The sequence below is a fragment of the Kitasatospora sp. NPDC048239 genome (assembly GCF_043202015.1).
Taxonomy (GTDB): domain Bacteria; phylum Actinomycetota; class Actinomycetes; order Streptomycetales; family Streptomycetaceae; genus Kitasatospora.
In genome coordinates this window covers 224,859-245,163 of sequence record NZ_JBICZP010000008.1, presented here as the reverse complement: position 1 = coordinate 245,163, position 20,305 = coordinate 224,859, and the positions used below count along the sequence as shown (strand labels likewise).

Here is a 20,305-nt window from a genome sequence, read left to right as displayed (position 1 = left end):
CCCTCCCCTCCTCGTCACTCGTGCGCTCCAGTGTTCCCCGTCCCCGGGCCGCCGGTCATGCGGCCAGCCCGAAGAGCTCCTGGCCGACGACCTTCGCGCCCCGGCCGACCAGGCGCACGGACCCGGCCCCGGCCAGGATCAGATCCCAGGCGAGCCCGTGCAGCGCGTCCCGGATCGGTCCGACGAAGTCGAAGTCGTCCGAGCCCCCGTGGTAGGAGCCGGAGGAGCCGTATCCGTGGCTCACCCTGACCGGCTCGGGGGCCGGCGGCATGTACAGCGGGTTCGGGTCGATCACGTCGATCGGCCCGGCCGGGAAGGCCGTCAGCGCGGTCAGCGAGGCGACGCTGGAGATGTCCGCGCCGGTGGCCTGGCCGATGGTGCGCAGCGGCTCGTGGACGGCGGTGGCGACACCGGTCGGCTGGCAGACCGTCACGGAGGTGCCGGCCTGGGCGCCCTGGGCGGAGAGCGCCTGCAGCGCCGCGAGCCGCTCGGACCAGCCCTGGTTCCTGGAGTGCCGCAGCAGCCGGTAGTAGATCAGGCCGGAGGTGTCCCCGACCGGTGCGATGTCGGCATCGGGGTAGAGGCCGTTGGCCTTCGGTTCGGGGGCGCCGAACGTGCTCCAGTTGGCACCGTTGAACATCAGCATCAGGCCCTCGGCGCCGCGCCGGTCCCGCGGGTAGGGGCGCATCTCCGGGACGATCGGGTCGCCCGCCATCGCGGGCCAGCCGGACATCTGGCTGAAGCCGCGGATGTAGCCGGCCAGCTTGTTGACGGAGGCCGTGAGGCTGCGGCCGTACGCGGACGCCGGCTTGACGTCCCAGAGCGCGAAACCGCGGCCGCGGGGCGTGAGCACCCCGGCGGCGACCAGGTCCGGCTCGGCGTAGTCGGACCAGTAGGTGGGGTAGTTCATCAGCTGGTTGCCCCAGGCCGACCGGGGGGTTCCGGCCAGGTCGGCGTAGACGTTCTCCACGCCGTGCAGGGCGACCTCCTGCTCGTAGGCCATCTGCAGGACGAAGTCGTGCTGTTCGCCTCCTCCGCCGTCCCACCAGCCGTTGCCGGGGGTGGGCTCGGGCGCGAGCCCGCTGGGGTCGGTGAGGTCGGTGGGGCGGTTGGCGGCGTAGGCGTAGTCGGAGGTGTAGGCCTCGGCCGGGCGCAGCCCGATCGGGTCGCGGCCGGTGAAGCGACCGGTCACCGGGTCGTAGGAGCGCGCCCGCAGGTCCTGCTTGCCGGTCAGGACCGGGTCGTTGAGCTCCCCGGTGAAGCCGAACGCCTCGCCGGCGGCCGGGGTGCCGGGGGCGGCGGTGGTCTGCACCCCGAACGGGTCGTAGCCGTAGCGGGCCAGGGCGGTGCCGTCGGCGCCCGCCACCTCGGCGACCGAGCCGAGCTGGTCGTGCAGTTCGTAGCTGTCGCCCGCCGGGGTGTGCGTGGACTGCGGGCGGCCGAGCGGGTCGGTGCGGTAGTCGCCGAGCAGGGCGCCGGAGCCGTCGGTCTGGGTGGCGAGCTCGGGCAGCGGGTTGTTGGCGTCCCAGACGGCGGTGCGGCTGACCGCGCCGGCCACCCGGGTGGTGACGCGGTTGCCCTGGTCGTCGTTGGTGAACGTGAAGGCCACCCCGGCCTGTACGGCGCTGATCGGGCGGTTCCCGGCGTCGTAGGCGATGGTGTTGGCTGAGGAGCCGTTGCCGGTGTAGTTGCCGTCGGCGTCGTAGGTGTAGTTCTGCCGGACCAGGCCCGAGGCGCTGAGGGTGAGCTGGTCGGCGGCGTCGTAGGTGTAGGTGGTGGTGCGGCCGGCCCTGGTCAGCGAGGTGCGGTTGCCGACCTTGTCGTAGCCGTAGGCGACCTGGCTCGACCCGTCCGGGCAGCCGGCGGTGCCGGCGGCCGGCGCGGTGCACCAGGAGGTGAGCCGGTCGGCGTTGTCGTAGCCGTAGGTCTGCTGCGGCTGCGGGCTGCCGGCGGTCACGGTGTCGAGGCCGACGGTCCGGCCGGCCGCGTCGCGGGTGACCGTCCAGGAGGAGGTCACGGCGCCCGCCCGGCTCGTGGAGGCCGAGGTGAGGCGGCCGACCGGGTCGTAGCCGCGGTTCTCGGAGCGGCCGACGGCGGCCGGCAGGGTGGTGCCGGTGAGGTTGCCGTCGGCGTCGTAGCCGTAGGCCGTGGTGGCGGAGCCGACGGTCTGCGAGGTGCGGCGGCCGTCGCTGTCGTAGCCGAACGCGGTCGTGGCACCGTCCGGGTAGGTGCGGCCGGTGACCCGGCCGGCCTTGTCGTAGACGTAGCCGAAGCTGCCGCTGATCCCGCCGCCCACCGTGCTGGTGAGCAGTCGGCCGGCGTCGTCGTAGGTGAGGGTGCGGCTGCCGGTGGCGTCGGTGATGCCGGTCCGGCGGCCGGCCGGGTCGTAGGTGTAGGACACCTCCGGGGTGGCGTCGCTGTGGCTGAGCCTGGTGGTCAGGCCGCGGGCGTCGACGGTCGCGGTGCTGACCGTGTGGCGCGCGTTGGTGGTGGTGATGCGGTTGCCGTCCGGGTCGTACCCGTAGGCGGTGGTCCGGGACAGCGGGTCGAGGACGCCGAGGAGCTGGTGGGCGTCGTCGTAGGTGTAGCCGGTGGTGTGGCCGTTCGGGTCCTGCCGGGTGGTCAGGTTGCCGGTCGTGTCGTAGCCGTAGCCGGTGGCGGCGCCGGTCGGGTCGGTCACCCCGGTGATCCGGCCGGCCTTGTCGTAGGTGTAGCCGGTCAGCCTGCCGAGCGGGTCGGTGGCGGTGATGCGGCGGTTGAGGGCGTCGTAGCCGACGGTCGTGGCATGGCCGAGCGGGTCCGTGACCGAGGTCTGGTTGCCGGCCGGGTCGTAGCCGTAGCGGGTGGTGAAGTCGGCGGGGTTGGCGCCGTTCGCGTTGCCTCGCGGGCTGGTGCTGGAGACCACCCGTCCGTCCGCGTCGTAGCCGCGGGTGAGGGTGGCCCCGAGCGGGGACACCCGGCGCTGCTGGTGTCCGGCCGCGTCGTAGCCGAAGGTGGTCACGTTGCCCAGCGGGTCGGTCGAGCCGGTGAGCCGGCCGGCCGGGTCGTAGCCGCTGCGGACCACGGCGCCGGTCGGGTCGGTCACCTTGACCACCTGGCCGGCCTTGTCGTACTCGGTGGCGGTGGCGTGGCCGAGCTGGTCGGTCACCGAGACCGGCCGGTTGACGGCGTCGTAGGCGGTGCGGGTGACCCCGCCCAGCGGGTCGGTGACGGAGGTGCGGTTGCCGACCGGGTCGTAGCCGTACCGCGTGGTGTACGCGGAGGGCTGGGCTCCGGCGGCGTTGCCGCGGGGTGTGGTGACGGAGGCCGGGCGGTCCGCCGCGTCGTAGCTGTAGCCGGTCCGGTTGCCGAGCTCGTCGACGGTCTCGACGGCGCGGCCGGCCGCGTCGAAGCCGGTGGTGCGGACCTTTCCGTTCGGGTCGGTGACGGTGTTCTGCCGTCCCGCGAGGTCGTAGCCGTAGCCGGTGGTGTTGCCGAGCGGGTCGACGACGGCGGTCAGCTGGCCTGCGCCGTCGTAGCGGTAGCCGGTCTTCCCGCCGAGCGGGTCGGTGACCGAGTACGGCAGTCCGGACACGTCGTAGGCGCGGACGGTCGTGAAGGCGGCCGGGTCGGCGCCGGGGGTGTTGCCGCGCGGGTCGGTTTCGGTCAGCTGGCGCCCTGCGGCGTCGTACGTCCAGCTGGTCTTCGCGCCGAGCGGCGTGGTGCGCAGCACCGGGTGGCCGTCCGGATCGTAGGCGTACCTGGTGGTGTTGCCCAGCGGGTCGGTGGCGGCGGTCAGCCGGCCGTCCTTGTCGTAGGTGCTGCGGGTGACGGCGCCGGTCGGGCCGGTGACGGAGACCGGCCGGCCGGCCTGGTCGTAGCCGGTGACGGTGGTGTGGCCGAGCGGGTCGGTCACCGAGACCGGCCGGTTGGCGGCGTCGTACGCGGTCTTCGTGGTGTTGCCGAGCGGGTCGGTGACGGCGATCGGGTTGCCCGCCGCGTCGTAGCGGCGGGTGGTCGTGTAGTCCGCGGCGGTCGCCCCGGCGGCGTTGCCGCGCGGGTCGGTGGTGGTCAGCAGTCGGCCTTCGGCGTCGTACGTGAAGGTGGTCCGGGCGCCGGCCGCGTCGGTGACGGAGCCCACCCGGCCTGCCGGGGTGTAGCTGGTGGTGGTGGTGTGGCCGTTGGCGTCGGTGCGCCCGGTCTGCCGGCCGAGGTCGTCGTAGGCGTAGTGGACGATCTTGCCCGCCGGGTCGGTGACCGTGGTCAGGTTGCCCGCCGGGTCGTAGCCGTTGCGGGTGGCCCGTCCGAGCGGGTCGGTCTGCTTGGCGACCCGGCCCACGCCGTCGTACTCGAAGCCGGTGGTGTAGTCCGCCGCCCTGGCCCCGGGGGCGTTGCCGCGCGGGTCGGTTCGGGTGAGCAGCCGGCCTGCGCCGTCGTAGCCGAACGTCGTCCGGCCACCGGTCGGGTCGGTGGTGGAGACCAGGTTCCCGGCCTGGTCGTAGCCGTTCGTGGTGGTGTGCCCGTTGCGGGTCACGGTCTCCACGAGCCCGCCGGAGGTGTAGCCGAACTCCGTGCGGCTGCCGCCCGGGGTGAGGGCGGAGCGGAGGTGGTTGGCCGTGTCGTAGGTGAAGGTGGTGGTGTTGCCGAGCGCGTCGGTCTGGGTGAGCGGGTTGTGACGGGTGTCGTACGTCCAGCTCTCGGTGCCGGACGGGCTGCCGGGCAGCGTCCGGGAGACGAGGTTGCCGGCCTCGTCGTAGGACATCCGGGCGGTGTTGCCGTTGGGGTCGGTGACGGAGGTCAGGTTGAGCCTGTCGTCGTAGGTGTAGCTGGTCCGGCCGCCGACCGCGTCGACGTGCGAGACCAGGACGTTGTCGGCGTAGTAGTCGGTGGTCGTGTGGTTCTCGGCGTCCTTGGCCGTCGCGGTGCCGCTCGCGGCGTCCCAGGCCAGGGTGAGCCGGGAGCCGCCGTTCTGGGCCTGGGCGACCACCCGGCCGGTCGCCGGGTCGTAGGTGTTGGTGACGAGGAGGTGGCCCGCGGGGTCGGTCACCGTGGTGAGCCGGCCGCCGGGGTCGTAGCCGTAGGTGGTGGCGCCGTCGGCGGTGGTCACCGTGGTGAGCCGCTTGGCGGTGTCGTAGCCGTAGCTCGTGGTGCGGCCGTCCGGCATGGTCAGCTTGCTGATCTGCCCGCTCGACGGGTCGCGGTCGAACCCGACCGTCCGGCCGCCGCTATCGGTGACGCCGGTGAGCTGCGCGCCGGTGTAGCCGAGGGTGAGCCCGCGGCCGTCCCGGTCGGTCATCGCGGTGAGCCGGCCGTTCTGGTCGAAGGTGTCGACCTGCCCGTCGGGGGTGGTCAGGGTGTATCCGCCGCCGCTCTTCGCGGCCAGGGCGGACCGGACGCCGGCCGGGGCCCGGTAGGAGCCGTCCGGCTGCTTGGTGTAGACGGCCGCGGCGCCGCCCTCGTCGGTCAGCGTGACGGTCGCGGCGGTCGGGGTGAGCGACATGCCGTAGGGCGCGGACCACCCCGGTCCGAACGGCCCGGCCACGCCGGCCGCCGCCGAGTTGTAGCTGCGGCGCAGGTCGAACTGCAGGCCCTCGCCCTGGAGGACGCCGTCCTGGACGGACTCGGTGTAGGAGCCGGTGGCGGTGTTGACCGGGTCGCCGACGAAGGACTGCAGGGCCGAGGTCGGTACCCGGCTGGTGCGGCAGACGCAGCCCAGGGTCTGGGTCGGCAGGACGCCGACCGCGCCGGTCGCAAGGTCGACCAGGGAGACGTCCGGTGTGCAGCGCCGACCCGCGTTGGTGTCGGTGACGGGTTCGCAGTCGGTGCGTCCGAGCATGTTCGGCGCCATCGAGACGATGGCGACCTTGCGGCCCGTCCCGTCCACGTCCGCGGAGTTGTAGCCGGCGTCCATGCCGGCGTTGGACAGTTCGCCGTTGATCTGGGAGGCCACGGTGAGCTGGCCCGAGACCGTGTCGATCACCGCGGTCTGGGTCTGGTGGCCGTCGCTCGACCCCCTGCCGACCAGTGCCACCAGCGTCCGGCCGTCCCGCGAGACGGTGTAGTCCCAGGCGCTGTCGCCGCCGGCGAAGGCGGCCGGCGCCGCGGTGGGCGTGTCGGGGTCGAAGCGGACGAAGGCCTGTCCCGTCGCCGACTGGAGCTGTCCGATGCCGGTGCGCCCGTCGTCGCTCAGGTAGACCGGCTCCTTGATGCCGAAGCTGTAGCCCTCCTGGAGCGGGATCCAGGTGCTGGCCGCCGGGCCGACGACGGGGATGTCGGTGACGACCGCCTGGTTGAAGCGGCGCAGCGTCGAGCCGCCCGCGTTGTGGTAGACGAAGTCGATCCGCAGCAGCAGGCGACCGCCGTCGGCGGTGACGGCCGGTTTCGCGTTGGTCTCGTCCGGGAGGACGCAGTCGATGAACGCGTTCTCGTTGGTGAAGGAGATCTGGATCCGGGAGAGGTACCGGATCGAGGTGTCGAAGCGGTAGACGTCGACCGGTTCGGTCGGGCCGCCGCTGTAGTTGCGGCCCACCCCGCAGCCGTCGCCGTGGGAGGCCATGTCACTGCTGCCCTCCACCACGAAGGTCAGGAAGCGGCCGTCGCCGGAGAGGGTGCCCGCGTGCACCCGGCCCGCGGTCGGCCCGCCCGCGGCGTTGTTGCTGGCCCGCACCACCTCGCCGGTGTCGGCGTACCAGACGTAGAGCTGCTCGCCGCCGAAGCCGCTGAAGACCTTGCCGTCGAAGCTGACGGACTCCGGGTGCTCAGCGAAGAGCTGGAGCGGGATCTCGCTTGCGGAGGCGTAGTTCCAGACCGGGATGGTCGCGCCCGTCTGCATGTCGTAGCGGTACCAGCCGCTCTGCACCGCGGAGTTCCCGGCGGCCAGTTCGGCGTAGTAGAAGAGGAAGCGTCCGTTTCCGGAGAGCTTCGCCGCGTAGCGCTGTTCCACGAAGGGTCCGCCGACCGGCGGGCCGGCCGTCTTCGGCGAGTGCTTCACGTCTCCGACCGGGCGGGTGGCCTTGGAGCTGAGGGCGCCGGCCTGCGCGGACGCCGAGACGGGGCCGCTGGTGACGGCGTTCGCCGCCTTGACCGACACGGTGTAGGAGACGCCGTTGTCCAGCCCGGAGAAGAGGGCGCTGGCCGAGCCGACCTGCTTGTTGACGGTCGATCCGTCGGAGCCGGTCAGGGTCGCGGTGTACGAGGTGATCGGGCTGCCGCCGTCGGTCGGCGGCGGTGCCCATTCGATGAAGGCGGCCTTGTTGGCCGGGTGCGAGACGATCCCGCCCGGCGCGCCGGGAGCGGCGGCCGGGGTCACCAGGGCGGTGTACCAGGCGGGGCCGGCGCCGCTGGCGTTGGCGGCCGAGATTCCGAAGAAGTATGAACTGCCGTTGGTCAGACCGGAGATGGTGGCGGAGCGGGCGCTCGCGCCGACCGTGACCGGACTGCCGACGGCGTTGCTCGCCGCGTCGTAGGTGCGCACGGTGTACCCCGTCACCGGGGAGCCGCCGTCCTGGACCGGCGGGGTCCAGGTGACGGTGGCCGCGCCGGTGCCCGGGCTGGCCAGGACGCTGGCCGGCGGGGCCGGCTGCGGGCCCGCCACGGGGGTGAAGTCGGCCGAGGTGACGATCGGGCCGACGTAGTTGGACCGGTTCTTGGCGTACAGCGTGACGTAGAACGCGGTGCCGACGGGCAGGTTCCCGATACTGGCGCTGGTCGCCGTCGCCGACAGCGAGCCGCTGCCGACGAAGGACCTGTCCGAGGCGCGGTAGACCTGCAGGATCTGCCCGGTCAGGTCGGCGCCGCCGTCGGAGGCGGGCAGGGTCCAGGTCACCGTGGCGCGCGCGTTCCCGGGCGCGACCTGGAGGTTGCCGACCCCGGAGGGCTGGGTGGCCGCCTTCGGGGTGACCGGTGCCGAGGCGGCGGAGGCCGCACTGCTGCCCGTTGCGTTGGCCGCGGCGACGGTGAAGGTGTAGGGGGTGCCGTTGGTCAGGTAGTACAGGCTGACGCTGGTCGCACCGGCGGGGGCCGTCACACCGGCTCCGCCGGGCGAGGCCGCGACGGTGTAGCCGGTGATCGGGCTGCCGCCGTCGGAGGCGGGGGGCGTCCACGAGATCCTGGCGCCGCCGTCCCGGGCTATCGCCGAGATGCCGGTGGGCACTCCGGGGGCGGAGGCCGCGGCGGCGCTCTGCTCCTCGGCGGGCGCCTTGGCGAGCTCGGCGGCCTTGGGCACGTCGGCCTTGGGCGCGTCGGCCTTGGGCGCGTCGGCGGGTGCTGCCGCCGCGACGGTCGGGGCGGGCGGGGCGGGCGGCTCGACCAGGGCGGCAGGCCCGGTCAGCCGGCCCCTGTCGTCGGTCTTGACCGGCTCGGGCTCAAGGATGACGAGGCCGTCCGGCCGCCGCGGTGCGCCGGCCGGACGCTGCGCGGCCGCGGCAGCACCGTGCGTCCCGTCCTTGGCGGCCGGGCTCCGACCCGCCGGGCCGTCGGCCTGCGCACCCTCGGCCGCGCCCGACGGGTCCGCGGCGGCGGCCGTCGGGACCGGCGGCTTCGGCGCCGGGAGCGTGGTCACCGGCCGCCGGGGCTCGGTGGGGCTGTCGTCATCGGGCGCCGTCGGGGCTCCGGCCCTGGCGGGAGCCGAGGCCTTGGCCGGACCGCCACCCGCCAGGGGCATGAGCCCGAAGGCCGGCGGGGCCGGCAGGCCCGCCAGCAGGGCGGCCGCGACCGGCGCCCCTATCCAGCGCAAACGCACCCGGCGATTCATGAACTCCCCCTGTGGATGTGACTCGTGGACATGCGGATGGGTGCGGCGGCCCAGGGCCCGCTCATGCGGAACCCACCAGCTCCCGGCCGACCAGGTGCCAGACCTTGGCGGGGCGCCCGGCGGACCGCACCGCGGCGGCCTTGCCCTGGGCCCCGATCACAAAGGTCGGCGGGTCGGTCACCCCGTCCGGGTCGACCACGCTCAGGCCCGCCAGGCCGGCGGCCGTCGCGCTCAGTTGGTTGCCGTGGGCGTCGTCGGCGGTCAGTGCCACCGGGGTCCACCTGGTACCGGCGGGCGAGAGCGGCAGCTGGTCGGTATCGGCGCACCAGGAGTACTCGCCGCCGGCACCGGAGTAGTTGCCCTCCGGCGTGAAGTCGACCGACCAGTCGGTGGCCGCGTCGGGGGCACCGCCCGCGACGGGTGCGGCCTGGTAGTGCAGGCGCCCGCTGACGGTCTCCGGGTGCAGGCCGGCGAAGTGCCAGATCAGGCAGACCATCGGGGCCCCGCTGCCGGGGTCGGTGGTCCGCCAGGCACCGAGCGCGGTGACGCCGAGCCCGGTCACCAGGCCGACGTTGCCCGATCGGACCGCGGGACCGGTCAGGCCGGCCGCGTTGCGCGCCCGGACCACGGCGTACACGACGGCGCCGGACGGCAGTTGGCCCACGGTGGCGGTGCCGCCCGGCGCGGGCACGGTCTGCGTGCCGAGCAACGCGTCCCCTGCCGCCGCGTGGATCTCCACCACGGTGGCCGCCAGGTCGGATCCGCCGTCGGCCGCCGGTGCCGTCCAGGACACCGCGAGCTGCCCGACCCCGGGGGTCACCGCGAGCGCCGTGACCGCGCCGGGTGCGACGGCCGCCTGCGGGGTGACGGTGGCACTCGCCCCCGGGCCGGCGCCGTTGGCGTTGGTGGCGGCCACGGTGACGGTGTAGCCGGTGCCGTTGACCAGTCCGGTCACGGTGGCCGTGGTGGCATCCGCCGGCAGCGCGAGGGGCACGCCGACCACGCTGCCGCCGCCGGTCAGGCCGCCGGTCACGGTCACCCGGTAGCCGGTGAAGCCGCCACCGGCCGGTGCGGTCCAGCCGATCCGGGCGCCGCCGTCCCGGCCCGCCGCCGTGACTCCGACGGGTGCGCCGCCGGGGAGCGGGAGGACGACGGTGTAGCCGACCGGGGTGGAGGTGGCGGTGCGCCCGGACGGGTCGGTGAACACCGCCCGGAGCTGGACGGCCCCGCCGCCGGTGACGGTCCGGGCCGCGTTCCAGCTCAGCCCGGGCGCGGCTCCGTTCGGGGCGGTGGACACCGGCCAGGCGGCGATCGCGGCGCCGCCGGCGGTGACATCGCCGACCGGCAGATCGGTGAACGTCCCGGTGGTGCCGAGGCGGTACTGGTAGCGCACCCCGGTCAGCCCCGGGGCCGAGGTGGCACCGAGCGCGACCGCGCCGCCGTCGCCGGAGGCGCCGTTGGCGGGTGCGGTCACCGCGGCCGCCCCGACGCCGAAGGAGTAGGCGGCGGTCGACGAGCGGTTGCCGGCGGCGTCGAGGGCGACGACGTTCAGGCTGTGCCAGCCGGCGGCGGGGTTGAGCTGCACCGGGCCGGTGGCGGCGGGGACGCTCGCCGGTGCGTCCAGGCCGTACTGCAGGCCGCTCGCCCCCGCCGGGGCGGTGAGGTCGAAGGCGACGGGGCCGGCCGCGGGAGCGGTCCAGGCCCCGGCCGGGTAGGCCGCGGCGGCGACCGTGGGCGCCGGCGGCGCCGTGGTGTCCACCGTCAGCGACTGCGCGGCCGACCAGGCACCGCGGTCCTGCCCGTCGAACGCGCGGGCCTGCCAGGTGTAGGCGGCGTCCGCCAGCGCGGTGGAGGGGGTCCAGCTTCCGGGGCTGCCGGAGGCGACCGCACCGGAGGTGCCGGACGCAACGACCGTCGAACCGGCCAGCACCTGGAACTCCAGCTGCACCTGGTCGCCGTCCGGATCGGTGGCGGTGGCGGTGAACGCCGGCCGGCTGTCGGTGCTGTACACGGCGGCGCCCACCGTCGTGCCGGGCGTCACGGTGAAGCCGGTCGGCGTGCGGGGCGCCGTGTCGTACCGGATCGTCAGCACCGGGTCGGGGGCGAACCTGGTGTACCGCAGCTTGTCGCTCTCGCCCTGCTGGCGCAGGCCGAGGGTGACGGACGACTGGCCGCCCAGCACGGCCGCGGCCACCGGCTGGGTGGCGTCGAGGCTGATCGAGGAGCTGCCGTTGGAGCCGACCGTGGTGTAGGCCCTGCTGGAGACCGGGCCGCTGACGGCGGGTTGGTTGATCCAGGTGGTCGAGGAGCCGATCGACCCGGACTGCCAGAGCTCCGCGGTGGCCTGGGCCCCGGTGCTCGGCGCGAAGACCTGGGTGGCGACCAGATCGGCGCCGAGCACATGGCTGCCGGCGATGTTCGCGGGCAGGCCCAGCTGGTAGTAGACGCGGTGCCGGCCGTACGGCGCGGCCCACCCGTTGTAGCCGATCGCGAGGCCCGCACCGGGCGGCGAGTTGTAGTAGGCGCCGTTCGGGTACTCCTCCTTGACCTCCGCGTACCCCTGGGTGGCGGCCGAGGCGGGGTGCGGCTCGAAGGCGGGGTCGATGTAGACGGGGTAGACGGTCTCCGCGCCGGTGAGCAGCCGCTGGTCCGGCTGGACGGCGATGGCGCCGTCCACGACGGTGGTGGCCACCGGGGCGACGCGGGCCGACCGGCCCGGCCGGTCGGCCGTGGACACGTCCTGCGGGCCGTCCTGCCCCTCGCGGACACCGGACGCCCTCGCCGACGCGGGTGCGGTCCTCGGGCCCGCCGCCGTGGAGGAGTCCCACATCAGGGCCGGCGGCGAGTCGAAGGCGACCCGGCCGTGCGCGTCCGCCACGGCCACCGTGCCGCCGTCCCGGGCGCCGAGGGTCAGGCCTTCGCCGACCTCCACCGCCAGCCGCAGGCCGGACAGAGCCGGATCCGCGGCGGCCTCGGCGTTCTTGACGACCAGGACCTCCTCGAAGCCTCCGGTCGGGCTGGCGGCGACCCGCAGGTCGACACCGCTGGGCAGCACGTCCGGGTAGGTCAGGGCGGCGCCCTGCGCTACCGGCACGGGGAGTTCGGCGGGCCAGCTCAGCGCGAGCCGGCGGCCGTCCTCGGTGGTGAGCACGGCCAGCGGGCCCTTGCCGCCGCCCGACAGCTCCAGCCGGGACGGGACGGCCACCGGGGCGTACGTACCGCTCGCCGTGCGGCGCAGCGTGGAGTCCACCGGCGCCCAGCCGCCGCCCTGGCGGGTCCAGCGCGGCCGGACGGTGCTCTCGTAGGTGTACGTGCCGTCACGGTTGGCGAAGGTCTGCGAGGTCTCGGTCCGCAGGGCCACCACCTCGGTGCGCTCCGCGGCGGGGGGTGTGCTCCCGTGGGCGGCAGCCGGGGCGGCCTCGGCCAGTCCGGCGATCAGCAGAAGTGCACCGAGCAGTGCTCCTGCGGGCCGGTGCACGCCGGTTCGACCGGCACCCGTTCTCCCACGAAGCGCATTCCTGCGGGTACTGCTGGCCATCCGACGCCCCCCGTCCCATGGGGGTGCCGTTGTTCGCCGCCCCCCGACGGCGATCACTGTCGAGGCGTCCTGACCTGGTGTCAACGCCCGTCCGTGGAACGGACGTCCGGTTTCATCGGGTTCGTAGCGGTGTCGCCGCGCACGCCTGGACATCGGCCCAGCAGCGGTTATCCAATCGAGACCCGCGCACACCGGCGGGCGGAACTGGCCGAAAGCCTCCTTCCGCGCACCCTGTGCACCACCCCGTGCGCCCCTGTCGCGACCTGCTCGTTCGCCGCCGGGGCGCGGCCGCCGGCGGGGCGGTCGGGCGAGGGCAGCGCCCGCCCCCGCGCCCCCGCCCGCCGGTAAGGGCGGGTTCTCGCCAACCCGGACGGCCGCCGCACGGACCGCCGCCGACCCCGGCCGCCACAGGGGTCACCGGTGTCACACCAGCCCCAGCCGGTTCGCCAACGATCGTTATTCAAGGCGGAGTTGTCCATCCTCCCGGCGTCCGGTCATGTCTCGTTCACACGGAGTATGTCGCTCTTCGGGTCAATAGGCGTCTAGTTGTTCAGCCAACTGGACGCCCTCCCTGACCCGAAGGACCCTCGTGGCCACAGGCAGCACCCTCACCCTCGCCTCGCCGGCCGGCCCCGTCGAAGGTGACAGGCTCACCTTCCACTGGACCACCACCGCCCCCGACACCAAGAACTGGGTCGGCATCTACGACGGCACCCGTCAGCCCGGCACCGGCTCCTCCCTGCTCTGGAAGTACACGCCGGGCGCCTCCGGCGACATCCAGCTCGACACCTCCGCGCTCACCGGCGGCCCGTACACCGCGTACCTGCTGGCCAAGGACGGCTACGGCATCCTCGCGCAGACCGCGCCGTTCACCTTCCGCCCCAAGCCCGCACCCGTCCGCCCGCACCTGGCCGTGGACGCCCTCACCGCGACCGCCGTCGCGCCGGGCGCCGCCGTCTCCGTCAAGCTCGGCGGCCTCTGGTGCCGGGCCGCCGGCACGCCCACCTTCCGCAAGATCAGCGGTCCGTCCTGGCTCGCGGTGGCCGCCGACGGCACGGTCACCGGCACCGCACCCTCGACCACCGGCGAGGTGCAGCTGCTGGTCGGCGTCAAGGACGCCGGCGGCGCCGACACCATCACCGTCACCGTGCCGGTCGTCGATCCGGCCGCCCCGATGCGGCTGAAGACGGCCGCCTGGAACCTCGCCAACGCGGGCGCCGCCTTCACCGACGCCCCGGAGAAGCAGCTGCGCACCGTCCTCACCCAGGGCCTGGACGTCCTCGCCCTGCTGGAGACCGCCGGCACCGCCGCCCAGACGCTGGCCACCGCGCTCGGCTGGTACGCCTACCAGAGCGCGGGCAGCGTGGGCATCCTCAGCCGCTACCCGCTGAGCGCCGTCACGGCCGTCACCACCGCGCTGCCCGCCGCCGGGGCCACCGTCCAGCTGCCCGGCGGCCGGACCGTCCGGTTCTGGGCCGCGCACCTGGACGAGGCGAACTACGGGCCGTACGCCGTCCAGGACGGCCAGAGCGCCGCCCAGGTGCTGGCCACCGAGAACGCCTCCGTCCGCCTCCAGCAGGCCAAGGCCCTGGCCGCCGCCGTCCAGGGCGAGCGCACGGCCGGCCGGACGGTCGTCCTCGGCGCCGACCTGGCCTCGCCGTCCCACCTGGACTGGACGGCGGCCACCGCCGCCGCGCACGGCGGGGTCGGCCCGCTCGCCTGGCCGGTCACGGCGGCCCTTCAGGGCGCCGGGCTCACCGACGCCTACCGCGCCGCCCACCCCGACCCGGCGGCCGCCCCCGGCGCCACCTGGTCGCCGACCCGCAAGCAGCGCGGCCCCAAGCCCGAGCCGCAGGACCGCATCGCCGCCGTGCACAGCGCCGGGCCGCTCACCCTCGTCGAGGCCCACACCCTCACCACCGGCTGGCCGCAGCCGGACCCGAACGCCGCCGGAAACGGCTGGCCCTCGGACTGCGCCGCCGCCGTCGCCACCTTCCAGCTCTGAGAGGCCCGACCGCCATGCCCGAACTCTCCCGCCGCACCTTCGTCGGCGCCACCGCGGCCGCCGGCGCCGCCGCCCTGACCGGCCTCCCCGCCGCCTCCGCGAAGGCCGCCACCGGTGGCGGCATCTCCGACGTCAGGCACGTCGTCGTCCTGATGCAGGAGAACCGCAGCTTCGACCACTACTTCGGCACCCTGAACGGCGTCCGGGGCTTCGGGGACCGGCAGGCGCTCCAGTTCCCGGACGGCACCGACGTGTTCCGCCAGCCGGACACCGGGCGCAGCGACGGCGGCGCGATGCTGCCGTACCGGATGGACACCGCGAAGTACAACGCGCAGAACGCCGGCGGCCTCGCACACGACTGGGCGACCGGCCACCAGGCGATCAACAACGGCGCGATGAACAAGTGGATCGCCGCCAAGGGCGAGCGCACCATGGGCTACTTCACCCGCGCCGACATCCCCTACCAGTACGCCCTGGCGGACGCCTTCACCCTCTGCGACGCGTACTTCTGTTCGCTGGCCGGTCCGACCGACCCCAACCGCCTCTACCTCTGGACGGGCACCGCGGGCCCGGGCCGGGACGGTACCACCGGCCCGTGGATCGACAACACCCCCGTCACCGACAACCCGGTGGCCGACTGGACGACGTACGCCGAGCGCCTCCAGGCGGCCGGCGTCTCCTGGCGGGTGTACCACAACCCCAGCAAGGACGACCGCACCGGCGACTACGACGACAACGCGCTCTCCTACTTCAAGCAGTTCCACAACTTCCCCGCCACCGACCCGCGTTACGTCAACGCGATGACGAAGTTCGACCCGGCCGCCTTCGACCGGGACTGCAGGGCCGGCACCCTGCCCACCATCTCCTGGCTGGTCGCGCCCTACCTGTTCTCCGAACACCCCACCGCCAGCCCGGACTACGGCGCGCACTGGGTCAACACCGCGCTGCAGTCGCTGATGTCCAACCCGGCCGTCTGGCAGCACACCGTCTTCCTGGTGATGTACGACGAGAACGACGGCTACTTCGACCACATGGTCCCGCCCACCCCCGAGCCGGGCACCCCCGAGGAGTTCACCCAGGGACGCGCCATCGGCCTCGGCAACCGGGTACCGCTCTGGGTCGCCTCACCCTGGTCGCGCGGCGGGTACGTCAACTCCCAGGTCTTCGACCACACGTCGGTCCTGCGCTTCATGGAGCTGGTCACCGGCGTCGCCGAGCCCAACATCTCGGCCTGGCGCCGCTCGGTCTGCGGCGACCTCACCAGCTGCTTCGACTTCTCCTCCCCCGACTACTCGATCCCCGGGCTCCCCGACACCGTGGCCCTGATGGCCAAGGCGGACGCGGGCAGCAAGCTCCCCGGCGTCCAACTCCCCGCCGTCGGAGCGCAGTCCATGCCCGTCCAGGAGCCGGGTGCGCGCCCGCACCGCCGACTGCCGTACCGGCCCTGGGCGGACGTCGCCGTCGACCGGGCCACCGGCCTGATCACCTGCACGCTGGCCAACACCGGCACGGCGGCCTTCCCGTTCACCGTGTACCCGAACATCGTGTACGCCTTCGCCGGCACGCCCTACACCGTCGCCCCCGGCGCCACCCGTACCCACACCTGGGACGCCGCCGCCACCGACGGCCGCTACGACTTCACCGTCCACGGCCCCGACGGCTTCGTCCGCCGCTTCGCCGGCACCGTCGTCCGCGCCGACCAGGACGACATCGCCGTCCCCGTCGTGACCGCCCGCCCCGGCGGCACCGAGCTGGCCTTCGACCTGACCAACGCCGGGCAGACGGCGATCACGTTCACCCTCACCCCGAACGACTACGCGGGCACCCCGCAGACCGTCCGGGTCGCCCCCGCCTCCACGGCCTCGGTCGGCTACCCGCTCGACCAGTCCCGCTACGACGTCACCGTCACCGCCCCCACCGGCACCCGCTTCACCCAGCGCTACGCGGGCACCCTGCACTAGGCCTGTCCGGTCCTAGGCGGGAGCGGGGGGCCGGCCCGGCCGGCCCCCCGCCTCCGTCGGCGGCTCAGCCCGCGAGCAGCCCCGGCAGCTCGGCGACGGACTTCAGCACGTGCGTCGCCCCGTCCGCCCGCAGCCGCTCCTCGCCGTGGGCACCGGTGAGGACCCCGGCCACCACGGAGGCGCCGGCCCGCGCGCCGGTCAGCATGTCGTAGCCGGTGTCCCCGGCGACGGCGATCTGCCGGACGTCGTCCGTGCCGGTGCGCAGCAGCGCGCTCAGGGCCAGGTCGGGGTACGGGCGGCCGCGGCCGGCCTCGGCGGGGCAGAGCGTGAGGTCGGCGACCGACTCCCAGCCGAGGGCGCGCAGGATCCGGTCCTGGGTGGACCGGGAGAAGCCGGTGGTGAGGACCACCTTCCGCCCCTGGCCGCGCAGTTCGGCGATCGCCTCGGCCGCGCCGGGGAGCGCGGCGCAGTGCCCGGCGTCGACCAGGTCGTGGTAGGCGGCCTCGAATCCGGCGTTCGCCCGCCGGGCCTTCTCCTCCTCGCCGAACAGGTGCCGGAAGACGGAGATCTTGGACTCGCCCATGGTGGCCCGGACGTGCTCCAGCATCCGGGCGTGCTCGGGGCTGCCGGCCTCGACGCCGAGCGCGCCGGCCGCGGCCTGGAAGGCCTGCTCGACCAGGCCGTCGTCGGCGACGGTGGTGCCGGCCATGTCGAGCACGACCAGGCGGATATCAATCGACATGTCAACTACCTCTACAGGTTGGCGAGTTCGGCGGTGGTCTCGGCGATGGCCGGTGAGCAGGTCATGCCGCGGCCGCCGGGGCCGGTGACCAGCCAGACGCCGTCGCGGACCCGCTCGCGGTGGACCACCCGGGTGGTGTCGACGCACTGGGCGTACACGCCGGCCCAGCGGCGGCGCACCCGGGGCAGCGGGCGGCCGAGCAGCTCCTCGGCCACGCCGACCAGGTGGTCGTACGGGTCCTCGACCACGTCGAAGCCGAACGGCTGGTCGTACTCGTGGGTGTCGCCGATGGTGAGGCCGCCGTCGAGGCGCTGGACCATCAGCAGCTGCATCTTGTGCTCGGCGGCCACCGGCGGCTGCGGCTGCGCCTCCTTCAGGCGCTCCAGCGCGGCGCCGGCGAAGGCGGGGTAGTAGCGGAAGCTGTCGCCGTCGGCGACCGAGGTGGTCAGCGTCTCGCCCAGCGGGTCGGTCTGCATCATCTGCAGCCGCACCTTGCGGACGGGCAGTTCGGGTGCCAGCTCGCGGACCAGCCCGCCCAGCCAGGCGCCGGTGCAGAGGATCACCAGGTCACCGCTGTGCACCTGGCCGTGGTCGTCCCGCACCGCGTGCTCGCCGATTACCTCCCGGACCTCGCGTCCGGGCAGGAAGGTGTACCGGCCGCTCGCCGCGAGGGCGGCGCGCAGCGCGGGCTGGGCGGTCCGCGGCTCGACGGCGGCGTCCCGCTCACAGGCGAGGGCGCCGAGCAGCCTGCCCCGCAGCGCCGGGTTGGCCGCCCCGGCCTCGTCCGCGTCGAGCAGCCGGAAGCCGCGCTCGGCCGCGTCGGGCAGGGTCAGCGCCTGCTCGGCGACCGCGAGTTCGGCCTCGGTGCGGATGGCGGTGAGCGAGCCGTTGGCCCGGAACCCGAGGTCGGGCACCTGCGCCCCGATCCGCTCCCACAGCTCGCGGGCGCGCAGCGCGGTGTCGAGCTCCTCGCCACCCGCGCGGCCGCTGACCCAGACCAGGCCGAAGTTCCGGACGGAGGCGCCGCGCGCCTCGGCCTCGCGCTCCAGGTGGACGACCTCGTGGCCGCGTTCGACGGCCTGCCAGGCGTGCATGGTGCCGAGCACGCCTGCTCCTACGACGATGACTCTCATGCGGCCAGGCTGATGCCGCGAGGTGTCCGCGGGGCGTCCGGATCGCAGCGCCCAGGTGAACCGACCGAAAAGTTGTACAGACAACCCTCGGGCAACCCTCGGGCAACCTCCTCGGGCAACCCCCTCGGAAGGGCCCGGCCGGCCCCCTCCCGCCGGGTCAGCGCAGCACGGCCGCCCGCAGGTAGTTGCGCCGCCCGAAGTTCGGCTCGTCCACCGCCGTCAGCTCCTCCACCTGGAACCGGTACAGCGCCGCCGCACCGCCGCCCGTCAGGAACTGCCGCCGCACCTCCTCGTCCTGCGCGAACGACGGGTACCGCGCCTGGTACGCGGCCAGCGCCGCCTCCGCCTGCAGCCCCCAGGCCTCGCCGGCGCCGCCGGTCAGCTGGACGCCGCGCAGCTGCTCGCCGAAGGCCGGCGGCGGCAGGAAGACCGTCGCCGCGGCCCGCGCCTCCTCCGCCAGGTGGTGGCTGTGCCGGGTCGAGCGCTCGCTGACGAAGTACAGGACGAGGTCGTCGTCGTACGCGAAGAAGGCCAGGTTGGCGTGCGGTCCGTGCTCGTGGCCGGCGGTCGCGAGGGTGAGCACCATCGCCTCCGCCAGCAGGCCCTCCACCCCCTTGTGGAGCTCCTCGGCGGGCCAGTCCCCCTGCTGGATCTCAAGTCTGTACGGCATATCGGCGCATCCCTCCCGCTGGCACGGCTGAGCTGACACGGCTTGAGCCGGCACGGCCGAGCCGGCACAACGGCGCCCGGCACGACTGAGCCGGGCGGGCGCCCGATCGACAGGGGCCCCACGCCCGGCTCACATGCTCTCCCCGTCGCCGCGGCCACACAAGGGCCGGGCCAGGACCGCCCGAACTCAGCGGCGCTGCGCCTCCAGTGGCGGCCCGCCGGCCGCCGACACCGCGACGGCGCCCGCACCGAGCAGCGGCCGCAGCGGCCCGCTGCGCGCCCGGTCCACCAGCGGCGCGGCCCGCCCGGCGGCCAGCGCGAGCGGGACGGCGACCAGGACGCCGACCACCGCGCCGACCAGCACGTCGTGCGGGTAGTGCACGCCGACCCAGACCCGCGAGGCGCCCATCAGCACGGCGGCCACGTACGCCACCGCGCCGAGCCGCCGGTTCACGAACCAGAGCGCGGTCGCGGCCGCGAACGCGATCACCGTGTGGTTGCTCGGGAAGGACCAGTCACCCGCCCCGGGGCAGGCCTCCAGCGACACGGTGCCCGCGATCTGCGCACACGGCCGGACCTCCTCCACCGCCCCCTTGAACCCGGAGTTGACGGCGTAGGCCACCACCACGATCAGCGGCGAGGCCAGCACCCGCGCTATCACCGCCGATCCGGCGCCGCGCGCCCGCCACCAGGCGTAGAGCATGAACACCGCGAACAGGCCGAGGCCGACCGCCGACCACACCGTGACCAGCTGGTCCAGCCAGTGCGGCGCCCGGTCGGCCCACCCGGTCACCCGGGTGTAGAGGCCGCCGTCGATTCCGCTGCCGTCGTACACGGCGAGCCGCCGGGGCGCCATCAGGCGTCACCGTCGCGACGCCGGGCCCGCCGGGCTCGGAACACTTCAAGAACAATCGGGATCACGGAGACAACTACTACCAGACCGATGATGGGTAGCAGATAACGGTCGATACTGGGCACCGACGAGCCGAGCAGGTATCCGGCCATCACCACGCCGACCACCCAGACCGTGCCGCCCACCACCTGCCAGAGGGTGAACGAGCGGACCGGCACGTCCATGACGCCGCAGAGCGGGTTCAGCACCGTTCGGACGATCGGGATGAACCGCGCCAGGACGATCGCCTTGCCGTGGCCGTACCTGGCGAGCAGCACCTCGGCCCGCTCCACGCCCTCCTGCAGGCTCCTGCGCTTCGAGCGCCGCAACAGCGTCCGCCCGCCCCGCCGCCCGATCACGTACCCGGTCTGGGCGCCGAGCAGCGCCCCGGCGAGGGCCGACGGCAGCACCTGGTACAGCTCCAGCTGCGGGCCGCGGGTGGCGCCGGGCACGCAGAGCAGGCCGGCGGTGAACAGCAGCGAGTCGCCGGGCAGGAAGAACCCGACCAGCAGGCCGGTCTCGGCGAACAGCACGACGCCGATGCCGATCGCGCCGAAGGCCGCGATCAGCGAGGAGGCGTCCAACGGGTTCACGGCCAGGGCACCGGAGGCCAGGGCGTGGGAGGCCAGGGCGT

9 protein-coding genes are annotated in these 20,305 nt (G+C 74.4%); 2 read left to right on the top strand and 7 right to left on the bottom strand.

From position 1 onward, the window contains the following. Window positions 1–55 precede the first annotated feature (55 nt). Complete coding sequence (locus tag ACGFZP_RS23100; protein ID WP_392935999.1) at window positions 56–8,719, bottom strand: fibronectin type III domain-containing protein; 8,664 nt, start codon at window positions 8,717–8,719, stop codon at window positions 56–58. A gap of 73 nt (window positions 8,720–8,792) precedes the next feature. Then, complete coding sequence (locus tag ACGFZP_RS23095) at window positions 8,793–12,209, bottom strand: fibronectin type III domain-containing protein (protein WP_392935997.1); 3,417 nt, start codon at window positions 12,207–12,209, stop codon at window positions 8,793–8,795. A 649-nt stretch (window positions 12,210–12,858) separates the two neighbouring features. Here ACGFZP_RS23095 and ACGFZP_RS23090 point away from each other — a divergent pair. Next, window positions 12,859–14,274 carry a hypothetical protein gene (locus ACGFZP_RS23090; RefSeq protein WP_392935995.1) on the top strand — a complete coding sequence of 472 codons (1,416 nt, stop codon included), beginning with the start codon at window positions 12,859–12,861 and terminating at the stop codon, window positions 14,272–14,274. A gap of 14 nt (window positions 14,275–14,288) precedes the next feature. Further along, window positions 14,289–16,235: a phosphocholine-specific phospholipase C gene (locus ACGFZP_RS23085; protein ID WP_392935994.1), complete on the top strand. Its 1,947-nt coding sequence runs from the start codon at window positions 14,289–14,291 to the stop codon at window positions 16,233–16,235. A 64-nt stretch (window positions 16,236–16,299) separates the two neighbouring features. Here the strand turns inward: ACGFZP_RS23085 and ACGFZP_RS23080 are convergent, their stop codons facing one another. The 5 genes from ACGFZP_RS23080 to ACGFZP_RS23060 form a co-directional block, all read right to left on the bottom strand. Next, window positions 16,300–16,977, bottom strand: coding sequence for a phosphonatase-like hydrolase (locus ACGFZP_RS23080; RefSeq protein ID WP_392935992.1), 678 nt, complete (start codon window positions 16,975–16,977; stop codon window positions 16,300–16,302). A gap of 11 nt (window positions 16,978–16,988) precedes the next feature. Further along, window positions 16,989–18,110, bottom strand: coding sequence for a TIGR03364 family FAD-dependent oxidoreductase (locus tag ACGFZP_RS23075; RefSeq protein WP_392935991.1), 1,122 nt, complete (start codon window positions 18,108–18,110; stop codon window positions 16,989–16,991). A gap of 157 nt (window positions 18,111–18,267) precedes the next feature. Then, window positions 18,268–18,780 (bottom strand): pyridoxamine 5'-phosphate oxidase family protein, encoded by a 513-nt coding sequence (locus tag ACGFZP_RS23070; RefSeq protein WP_392935988.1) that lies wholly within the window; start codon window positions 18,778–18,780, stop codon window positions 18,268–18,270. Window positions 18,781–18,966: 186 nt separating this feature from the next. Continuing rightward, the gene (locus tag ACGFZP_RS23065) at window positions 18,967–19,635 is read right to left on the bottom strand and encodes a phosphatase PAP2 family protein (RefSeq protein WP_392935986.1); all 669 of its coding nucleotides are present in this window, start codon (window positions 19,633–19,635) and stop codon (window positions 18,967–18,969) included. Continuing rightward, window positions 19,635–20,300, bottom strand: coding sequence for a DedA family protein (locus ACGFZP_RS23060; RefSeq protein WP_392936347.1), 666 nt, complete (start codon window positions 20,298–20,300; stop codon window positions 19,635–19,637). Before ACGFZP_RS23060 ends, ACGFZP_RS23065 begins: the two co-directional genes overlap by 1 nt. Window positions 20,301–20,305: the final 5 nt, after the last annotated feature.